The sequence below is a fragment of the Sandarakinorhabdus sp. genome (assembly GCF_040398645.1).
Classification (GTDB): Bacteria; Pseudomonadota; Alphaproteobacteria; order Sphingomonadales; family Sphingomonadaceae; genus Sandarakinorhabdus.
Genome location: NZ_JBBATR010000008.1, coordinates 9,716 through 18,484 on the forward strand (window position 1 = coordinate 9,716; position 8,769 = coordinate 18,484).

Sequence of the window (8,769 nt, forward strand, 5' to 3'; positions counted from 1 at the left end):
GCCAACGTTCGTCATGGCGGCGCGGAATTCCCACTCACGGCCACTGGCGCATCGTTCATCACCGGGCCATTCAACTATGCGCGCCAGCTGACCAAGGGCGTTGACGTTGATTTGGGCTACACAACAAAATTCGGTGAGGATTGGCGCCTGAGCGTGCGCACGTTGGTTTCGGTGCTGCTGAAGCGCCACATCTACACGTCGATCACCGAGCCGAACCGCCTGACCCGCGAACATGCCACGCTCGGCAACCCGGAATTGAATGGCCAGCTCAACCTGACCGTCGGCTACAAGGGCTTCGACCTGCTGTACACGGCGCGCTATCTGAGCAAGCAGACCATCGGCACCTGGCGTGACCAGAACAGCGAACAGGGCCGCCCGCCTGAAAACCTCGATCGTTTCCCGCAGGTTTATTACCCGGCGATCACCTATTCGGATGCGCGCTTCACGGCCAAGGTTTACAAGGGCATTTCGGCTTATGTTGGCGTCGACAATATCTTCGACCAGCTGCCGCCGCTTGATTTGATCCTGGCTGATGGTGTTGATTCGGCCATCTTCACCAACACCGGCCGCTTCTTCTACGGCGGCGTGCAGTTCAAATTCTGATTGGTTTGAGCAATTGATTGGTGAAGGGGTCGGCGGAAACGCTGGCCCTTTTGCTGTTGGGGCGCTGCTGGACAGCAGGGCGCACCAAGCGCATGGGGTGACCATGCCTCCACCACGCAAACCCACTGGCAATCGGCCCGTATCGTCATCGCGCGACAGTGATCGGCGTCCGGCTGCCAAACGATTTTACAATGATCCCGCCGACACTGGCCGAACCAGACCAGACCGTGACGCCGCCCGCACTGGCCCCAGCGACAGGCCCCGGGCCGGCGCCCGGCCTGAACGCGCCGCGCCGGGCAATCGTCCCGATGGGCGGGATGAACGCCCGATGCGCGGTGATCGCCCACCGCGCGCCGAGCGCCCGCAACGCAGCGATCGTCCGCCGCAGCGCGGGGAAACGGGCGTGCGCGCTGACAGGCGTACACCAACCAGCGGACGAATGAACCGCCCCGACCGGGACCGCGACAGCCACACCGATCTCGATGGCCGCCCGCCCCGCGCTAGTGGCCCGCCCCAAGGTGCCCGGCCGGTTCGGGCCAGCCGCTTTGCACGCGGCGATCAACCGTCCCGCGAAGGCAATCCACAGCGCACGGACAGCCCGTTCCGGGAAGAACGCCAACCGCGCGGCGACCGCCCTGCCCGGCCGCAGCGCAGCAGCCCCGGTCCGCGATCAGCGCCGCCGCAACCCGCCAGCGCGCGGCCAAGCAGCGGCCCCGGCCGGCCCGTCACCGGCCGACCGGCTCGCAGCGATCCCGCACCAAAAATCAAGCGGGTGCCGCCGCCCGAACGCGTGACCGATGTAACGCCGCAGCGCATCGCCAAGGCACTCGCACGCGCCGGCGTCGCCTCCCGGCGCGATATTGAACGGATGATCGGAGAGGGCCGCATCGAGATCGATGGCACCAAGCTGACCTCACCGGCGCTGAACATCAGCAATTTGCGCGGCGTGACGGTGGACGGCCAGGCCGTGGCCGGCATCGCGCCGGCGCGCCTGTACCGCTTCCACAAGCCCGCCGGATTTCTTACCGCCGCGCGCGATCCCGCCGGCCGCCCGACGATCATGGACATCCTGCCGCCCGACCTGCCGCGCGTGGTGCCAGTAGGCCGGCTGGACATGAACACCGAAGGCCTGCTGCTGCTCACCACCGATGGCGAATTGAAACGCGCGCTGGAATTGCCCTCCTCCAACATCCCGCGCGTGTACCGGGTGCGCGCCTTTGGCGAAGTCACGCAGCAGGCGCTCGAAAGCCTCGCGGACGGCGCCACCATCGATGGCATGCATTATGGGCCGGTGCTGGCTGATATCGAACGCAAGACCGGCCACAATCTCTGGTTGATCGTCACCATCCGCGAAGGCAAGAACCGCGAAGTGCGCCGGGTGCTCGAGCATATCGGACTGCAGGTCAATCGCCTGATCCGGGTGGCCTATGGCCCCATCGGCCTTGATGATCTGCCGCCGCGGGCAGCCGACGAGATTCCGCAAAGTGATGTTGAGACGCTGATGGCCATGCTGAAGGCAAATTCGCCAAGGGCTGAGAAATCAGCACCAAAGCCAGCCCCAGCGAAGGCCTGATGCGCATCATCTCCGGCCGTTGGCGGGGCCGCGCCCTGATTGCGCCGCCTGGGGAGGGCACCCGTCCGACCAGCGACCGCGCCCGCGAAGCAATTTTTTCGATGCTGGCCAGCCGGCTCGGCACCTTTGAAGGGCTGGCCGTGCTCGATCTGTTTGCCGGCACGGGCGCGCTGGGCCTGGAGGCGCTGTCCCGCGGCGCAGCATCGGCCTGTTTTGTCGACAATGATGCTGCCGCCGTTCGCGCCATTCGGGTCAATCTCGCAGCAATGGGCGCGACCGGCGATGTTCGCCAGTCACCGGTATCGGCGCTAGGCAACACGGCGCGGGCCAGCCACATATTGTTTGTCGATCCGCCCTACGATTCGGGCTTTGCGCAGCCAGCATTGGCGCATCTGGCCGAACGCGGCTGGATTGCGCCGGGCGCGCTGGTCAGCGTCGAAAGCGCGGCTGGCGAAGCACTGCCCACAAGCTGGGAGCTGCTGGTCGAACGCCGCTTCGGCAAGGCATTGGTGCGCTTGCTGCGGGCGCCCTGAAGCGCAACGGTCAAGCTTCGCGGTCTCTGGCCTTGGCATAGGTGCCAATGATTTTCACCCAATTGGTAAAATAGCCCAGTTCATCAAACGCGCGCGCTACTGCTGGATCGGCCGGCGATCCTTCGATTTCAGCATAGAATTCGGCCTGCGAAAATTTGCCGTCCCGCAGGTAGGATTCCAGCTTGGTCATGTTGATGCCGTTGGTGGCAAAGCCGCCCAACGCCTTGAACAACGCCGCTGGCACCGAACGCACTTCAAAATTGAAGCTGGTCATCGCGGCCACCCCCGCCGCCGGCTGGCTGGCCTCCCGCGCCAGCACCACAAAACGGGTGGTGTTGTGATCGGCGTCCTCCACCCCTTCGGCCAGGATGTTCAGGCCATAGAGCGCGCCGGCCAGTCGGCTGGCGATGGCACCAACCGCTGCATCTCCATCCCCGGCCACGGCAGCGGCAGCGGCAGCCGTATCGAAAAACTGCACCGGCGCGATGCCCCAGCTGCGCAAATGCCGGCGCACCTGGCCCAGCGCCTGCGGATGGCTTTTCACCTCCCGCAATTGCGCCTGGGTGCCGAGCCCAAGCAGGCAGTGGCGCACCCGCACGAAATGTTCGCCCACGATGCGCAGGCCGGATTCCGGCAGCAGGAAATGCATATCGGCGACGCGGCCGTGCAAGCTGTTTTCAATCGGAATCACCGCACAGCCGGCGCGGCCGGCCTGGACGGCTTCGATGGCATCTTCAAAACCGGCGCAGGGCAGCGGCAACGCATCGGGAAATGTCTCGCGCACGGCCTGGTGGCTGTAGGCGCCGGGTGCCCCCTGAAAGGCCACGGCGCGCTGCGGCTCCGCATCGGCGGCCGTGACCATCGTATCGACAAGGGCTTGGGCCAACGGTGGGTAACTGCTGCTCATTGCCGCTGGTTATTATAGTGCGATGCAACAAGCAAATGCTTGCAGGACGCCGCACAATTTCATAATCGAAGCGCATTCCGAGGCCGCGTGGCACACTGCCTTGCGCCGGCCCGCACCAGTGGAGCCGTGACGTGGACAGTTTTGAATTGAACAAGATTTTCGGTGGTGTGCTGGCCGGTATGGTTGCGGTGTTGGGCGTGGCCATCGTCAGTGATGAAATGTTTGCCCGCCACCTGCCGGAAAAGCCCGGCTACGAAGTTGCCGGCGGTGAAGAAGCCGCCGAAGCTGGCCCGGCTGTTGAAGCTGAAAAGCCGGCAGCGTTCTTCCTGGCATCGGCAGATGCGGCCAAGGGCGAAGCGGTGTTCAAGAAATGCGCTGCCTGCCACAACGCGGCGGCTGGCGGTGCCAATGGCACTGGGCCCAATCTGCACGGTGTGGTGGGCGGCCCGATCGGCGCCAAGGCGGGCTTCAACTATTCGGCGGCGCTGGGCGGCATGAAGGGCAAGGTCTGGGATTTTGACTCGCTGTGGGGTTGGCTGAAAAGCCCGAAGGCCTATGCCGCGGGCAACAAGATGAGCTTTGCCGGCATCAGCAAGCCCGAAGACCGGGCGGCGGTTATCGCATGGCTGAACAGCCAGAGCGCCAGCCCGCTGCCGCTGCCCGTCGTGCCGGTGGAAGAAACCGCGCCGGCTGCCGCCTCCGCTGAGGCCGATGTTGCCGCAGCGCCGGCTGCATAAGCCAGTCTTGCTGCATAAGGCGCGAATTGCGCCCGTGTCTGCCCGCATCAGACGCGTTCGAGTGGCAGATGCGGCAGCGGCGGCAGCATTATTTCGATTGGATCGCCGGGCCGCACGCTGCCGCCCACCACCGCGATGGCCATGATGCCGGATTTGCGGATGATCGCGCCGCCGGGGCCTTTGTCCAGCACCGCTGCGAGCAGGCCGCTGCGATAGGCCTCGATCTGGGCGCAGGGATTGCGCAGGCCGGTTACTGCCAGGCGCACGTCGCGGCCGATGCACAGCATGGTGCCGCGCGGCAAGCCGAGCAGATCGATGCCCGCTGTGGTAATATTCTCGCCAAGGTCAGCCGGGCCGATGGCAAAGCCCTTGGCCGCAAGCTCGGTGAACAATTCGGCATGGATCAGATGCACTTGCCGCAAATTGGGCTGGGTAGGATCGGCAGCGACCCGCGAGCGATGCTGCACGGTGACGCCGAAATGCGCATCGCCGCGCACGCCGTGGCCCGCGACAATCTCGATCGCGGCGGCGGGTTGTTTTGAAAATTCATGGCTGCCGCTGCGGGCAACTGAAACGACTGTCGCGACCACCCAATGCTCCAGTATTGATGGTGCAGACTATAGCCCGTAGTGTGCCCTGACAATTGACCAGCCTTCGTCGGCGGTTTCGACGAAATGCAGCAGATCAAGATCGCTGTGCGCAATCACGCCTTCATCGGCCAAGGCTTCGAAATTGACAACCTTGGTCCAGAACGCGCGGCCATAAATCAGGATCGGCAACGGCGCGACCTTGCCGGTTTGCACCAGCGTGAGCAGTTCGAACAATTCGTCGAAGGTGCCGAACCCGCCGGGAAATACCGCCACCGCCTTAGCGCGCATCAGGAAATGCATTTTGCGGAGCGCGAAATAGTGAAACTGCATCGACAGGCCGGGCGTGACATAGGGATTGGGCAATTGTTCGTGCGGCAGGATGATATTGAGGCCAACGGACGGCATGCCCGCATCCCAGGCGCCGCGGTTGGCCGCTTCCATGATCGACGGCCCGCCGCCGGAGCACACGGTAAAAATACGCTTGCCACCATCGCTGTGGCTGGAAACGGTGCGCGCCAGATCGCGGGCGACATCGTAATAATGCGCCTTGGCCGCCAACCGATCCGCAACCGCGCGCTGCTGCGGCGTGGTGGCGGCCGCCACCAAGGCCGGCACCGCATCCGGGGCAGGAATGCGCGCCGAGCCGTAGAACACAAAGGTTGAATCGATGCCGGCTTCGGCCAGCACCAGCTCGGATTTCATCAATTCCAGCTGAAACCGCACCGGGCGCAAATCCTCACGCAGCAGGAAATCCGCGTCCTGAAAGGCCAGGCGGTAGGCGGGATGCTCGGTCTGCGGCACTGCGGTCGGCGTGTTGGCCAGCAGCGCCTCTTCGGCGGCGGTGGCAAAAATAGGCTCGGGCAGGCTGGGCGGTGTCATCACGGGCTACTCGCTTGCAAATGGCGCCGGGCGATAGACGCTGCTTCGCCTTGAGTCACGGCGTTTTCGTCAGCCCGAGCGCCGCCGTGGCCGCCGCCACACCATCTGAGCGCCCAGCCATGTCAGCCATCAGATGCGCGTGCGTGGGGATATAAAACAACCCCAAATCAATCCCCTGCAGGCAGATTTCGGCAGCGCGTGCTGGCATGATGATCCCCATATCGGCTGGCCAGTGCGCAGGATCAGGCCCCAGCCCGGCTGCTGTCATCCCCGTGTAAACGCCGCCGGGCAGCAATACATGCACATCCAGTGGCTTTTTGGCATTGTGCGTTTCGGTGGCCAGCCATTCAGCCAAAATCAGCACACCATGTTTGGAAGCTGCATACAGGCCATTGCCGTAATTCTGAATCGAAGGCGGCAGCGAAAGGCTGTTTTCCGAACCGGTGATGACGATCCGCGCCCGCCAGCCGCCGGCTTCGGCTGCGTTCACCAGCGCCTGTGCAAGCCGCGTAGGGCCTAGCATGTTGATTTCCCAAAGCCGGGCCAGCCCGGGATCATCAAGATCGGCCTTCAGCAGCCGGCGCGTGTGGCCGATGCCGGCATTGGCAAACACCGCATCCAGCCGGCCATGGTGCGCCGCGAGCGCAGCCACCGCCGCTGGCCCTGCCGCAGTATCCGCCAGATCAAGTACGATTGGTTGGCCGCCGCACAGTAATGCTGTTTGCTCCGCGCCGTCAGCATTGATGTCCGCCGCGGTTACCAGCGCCCCGCGCTGGCCCAGGGCCAGCGCCAACGCCCGGCCGATGCCACTGGCCGCCCCTGTCACCAGCACGTACTGCCCTGTCCAGTCGATCATCCCCAGCTTCCTTGTCCTGTGCACATTGACGAGACGCCATCGCCCGTGCGACGTCAACTGCAGCCCGGCCGCTGCCGCCCCGATGCCCGCGGATTGCTCCAGATGTTTGACCGCCGCCAGTTGATCTCCGCCCTGCCTGTGTTGGCAGCGAGCCCTGCCTTTTCCGCCGCTGATCGTTTCGCTGACCTGCGCCGCGCTATCACGCTGATTGAGCGTGACGCGGGCGGGCCTATCGGCATCGCGCTGCATGACACCGGAAGCGGCGCACGCTTCGCGCACCGGGCCAATACGCGCTTCCCGATGTGCTCGACATTCAAGCTGCTGCTGGCGGCGCGCCTGCTGCACGGCGCTGATCGCGGCGAATGGCGCATGACTGACCAGCTGCCGGTGCGCGCCCAAGATATGTTGAACCCCGCGCCGTTCACCCGCCCGCGCATCGGCAGCGATGCCAGCCTGCAGGAATTGGCGCAGGCCATGGTCACGCTGTCGGACAATCCTGCTGCAAATATCGCGCTGGCCCGTATCGGCGGGCCGGCAGCCCTGACCGCCTGGCTGCGCCGCGGCGGCGACACGATCACACGGCTGGACCGCAGCGAGCCTGAGATGAACAATGAAACCCCCGGCGACTCGCGCGACACCACCACGCCGGCCGCCATGCTGGCGACATGCCAGCGCTTGCTGACGGACCGCTGGCTATCACCGCAATCGCGCGCGCAGCTGTTGGCCTGGATGGCCGCCAGCCAGACTGCCGATACCATGATTCGCGCCGCACTGCCGCCGGGCTGGGTTGAGGCCAACAAGACCGGCGCCGGATCGTGGCGGGCGCGCAACATCATTTCGATCATCACCCCGCCCCCCAATGCCCTTGGCGCCCGGCCGATCTGGCTCACAGCCTATCTCTTTGCTGCCAAATCAGAACTTGAAGAACGCAACCGCCATTTCGTGCCGCTGGGCCGGGCCATCGTGGCGGCGCTGGAGTAACGCGCCTGCGGCCGAATCCGCTTGACCCTTCGCCGCAAGCGCCTATTGGCGGCCACGGGCCACGCCGTCCCAACGCGGCGCGCGCTCTCTGTGAGGAGAGAATATGACTAGCCGACCAACCGCGCTTCCGGCGCGTCCTTATTTTTCGTCCGGCCCCTGCGCCAAGCGCCCCGGATGGACAGCCAGCCAGCTCCAAACCGAATCGCTAGGCCGCTCGCACCGGTCAAAGCTCGGCAAGGCGCGCCTCAAGCTCGCTATCGATCTCACCCGCAAAATCCTTGGTGTGCCCGATACGCACCGCATCGCCATCGTTCCCGCCAGCGACACGGGCGCCTATGAAATGGCGATGTGGACGATGCTCGGTGCCCGCCCGGTCACGGCGATGGCCTGGGAAAGCTTTGGCGAAGGCTGGGTCACCGATGCCGTCAAGCAGTTGAAATTAAACCCGACCGTTATCACCGCGCCTTATGGTGAACTGCCTGATCTGGCCACGGTAGATTTCAGCCATGATGTGCTGTTCACTGCCAATGGCACCACATCGGGCGTGCGCGTGCCGGATTATAACTGGATCCCGGACGACCGCGCCGGCCTGACCTTTGTCGATGCCACCAGCGCGGTGTTTGCGCAGGATGTCGATTGGGCCAAGGCCGATGTGCTCACCTACAGCTGGCAAAAGGTGCTGGGCGGCGAAGGCGGCCACGGCATCCTGATCCTCGGCCCGCGCGCCGTCGAGCGTCTGGAAACCTACACGCCGGCGTGGCCGCTGCCAAAGATCTTCCGGCTGGTGGCCAAGGGCAAGCTAACCGAAGGGCTGTTCATTGGCGAAACCATCAACACGCCGTCGATGCTGGCGGTCGAAGACTATATCGATGCGCTGTTGTGGGCCGATGGCCTCGGTGGGCTTGAAGCCCTGAAGGCCCGCGCCGATGCCAATGCCGCCGCGCTCGATGCCTGGGTGCAAAGCCGGCCATGGGCGGCGCATCTGGCGGCCGATCCCGCCACCCGCTCCAACACCAGCGTCTGCCTGGTGCTGCCCGGCCTGGCGGAAGATCAGGTGAAGGCCATCGTGGCGCTGCTGGAAAAAGAGCATGCCGCCTACGACATTGGCGC

The 8,769-nt window shown here is 64.8% G+C and carries 9 protein-coding genes and 1 pseudogene; 6 read left to right on the plus strand and 4 right to left on the minus strand.

The features are described 5' to 3' along the window. The 3 genes and pseudogenes from ABWP50_RS03280 to rsmD all read left to right on the plus strand — a co-directional run. Positions 1 to 603 (plus strand): annotated as a pseudogene (locus tag ABWP50_RS03280) (TonB-dependent receptor); the annotation flags it as partial. Positions 604 to 1,042: 439 nt separating this feature from the next. Beyond that, the gene (locus tag ABWP50_RS03285) at positions 1,043 to 2,176 is read left to right on the plus strand and encodes a pseudouridine synthase (RefSeq protein WP_353216561.1); all 1,134 of its coding nucleotides are present in this window, start codon (positions 1,043 to 1,045) and stop codon (positions 2,174 to 2,176) included. Then, entirely contained in the window at positions 2,176 to 2,709 is a 534-nt protein-coding gene (gene rsmD / locus ABWP50_RS03290) for a 16S rRNA (guanine(966)-N(2))-methyltransferase RsmD (RefSeq protein WP_353216562.1), read from the plus strand. The genes ABWP50_RS03285 and rsmD overlap by 1 nt, the downstream gene beginning before the upstream one ends. 10 nt (positions 2,710 to 2,719) lie before the next feature. Here the strand turns inward: rsmD and ABWP50_RS03295 are convergent, their stop codons facing one another. Then, positions 2,720 to 3,616, minus strand: coding sequence for a prephenate dehydratase (locus tag ABWP50_RS03295; protein ID WP_353216563.1), 897 nt, complete (start codon positions 3,614 to 3,616; stop codon positions 2,720 to 2,722). A 131-nt stretch (positions 3,617 to 3,747) separates the two neighbouring features. Here ABWP50_RS03295 and ABWP50_RS03300 point away from each other — a divergent pair, with 131 nt between their 5' ends. After that, positions 3,748 to 4,353, plus strand: coding sequence for a c-type cytochrome (locus ABWP50_RS03300; protein ID WP_353216564.1), 606 nt, complete (start codon positions 3,748 to 3,750; stop codon positions 4,351 to 4,353). 47 nt (positions 4,354 to 4,400) lie between these two features. Here the strand turns inward: ABWP50_RS03300 and ABWP50_RS03305 are convergent, their stop codons facing one another. The 3 genes from ABWP50_RS03305 to ABWP50_RS03315 are packed head-to-tail and all read right to left on the minus strand — an operon-like array spanning position 4,401 to position 6,678. Beyond that, positions 4,401 to 4,943, minus strand: coding sequence for an MOSC domain-containing protein (locus tag ABWP50_RS03305; protein ID WP_353216565.1), 543 nt, complete (start codon positions 4,941 to 4,943; stop codon positions 4,401 to 4,403). A gap of 27 nt (positions 4,944 to 4,970) precedes the next feature. After that, positions 4,971 to 5,822 (minus strand): LOG family protein, encoded by an 852-nt coding sequence (locus ABWP50_RS03310; RefSeq protein ID WP_353216614.1) that lies wholly within the window; start codon positions 5,820 to 5,822, stop codon positions 4,971 to 4,973. Positions 5,823 to 5,877: 55 nt separating this feature from the next. Further along, positions 5,878 to 6,678 carry an SDR family NAD(P)-dependent oxidoreductase gene (locus tag ABWP50_RS03315; protein ID WP_353216566.1) on the minus strand — a complete coding sequence of 267 codons (801 nt, stop codon included), beginning with the start codon at positions 6,676 to 6,678 and terminating at the stop codon, positions 5,878 to 5,880. Between the two features lie 45 nt (positions 6,679 to 6,723). Between ABWP50_RS03315 and bla the strand changes: the two genes are divergently transcribed. Continuing rightward, positions 6,724 to 7,659: a class A beta-lactamase gene (bla, locus tag ABWP50_RS03320; protein WP_353216567.1), complete on the plus strand. Its 936-nt coding sequence runs from the start codon at positions 6,724 to 6,726 to the stop codon at positions 7,657 to 7,659. A 103-nt stretch (positions 7,660 to 7,762) separates the two neighbouring features. Next, positions 7,763 to 8,769 (plus strand): phosphoserine transaminase (locus ABWP50_RS03325; protein ID WP_353216568.1); only part of this gene is annotated, 1,007 nt, incomplete at its 3' end.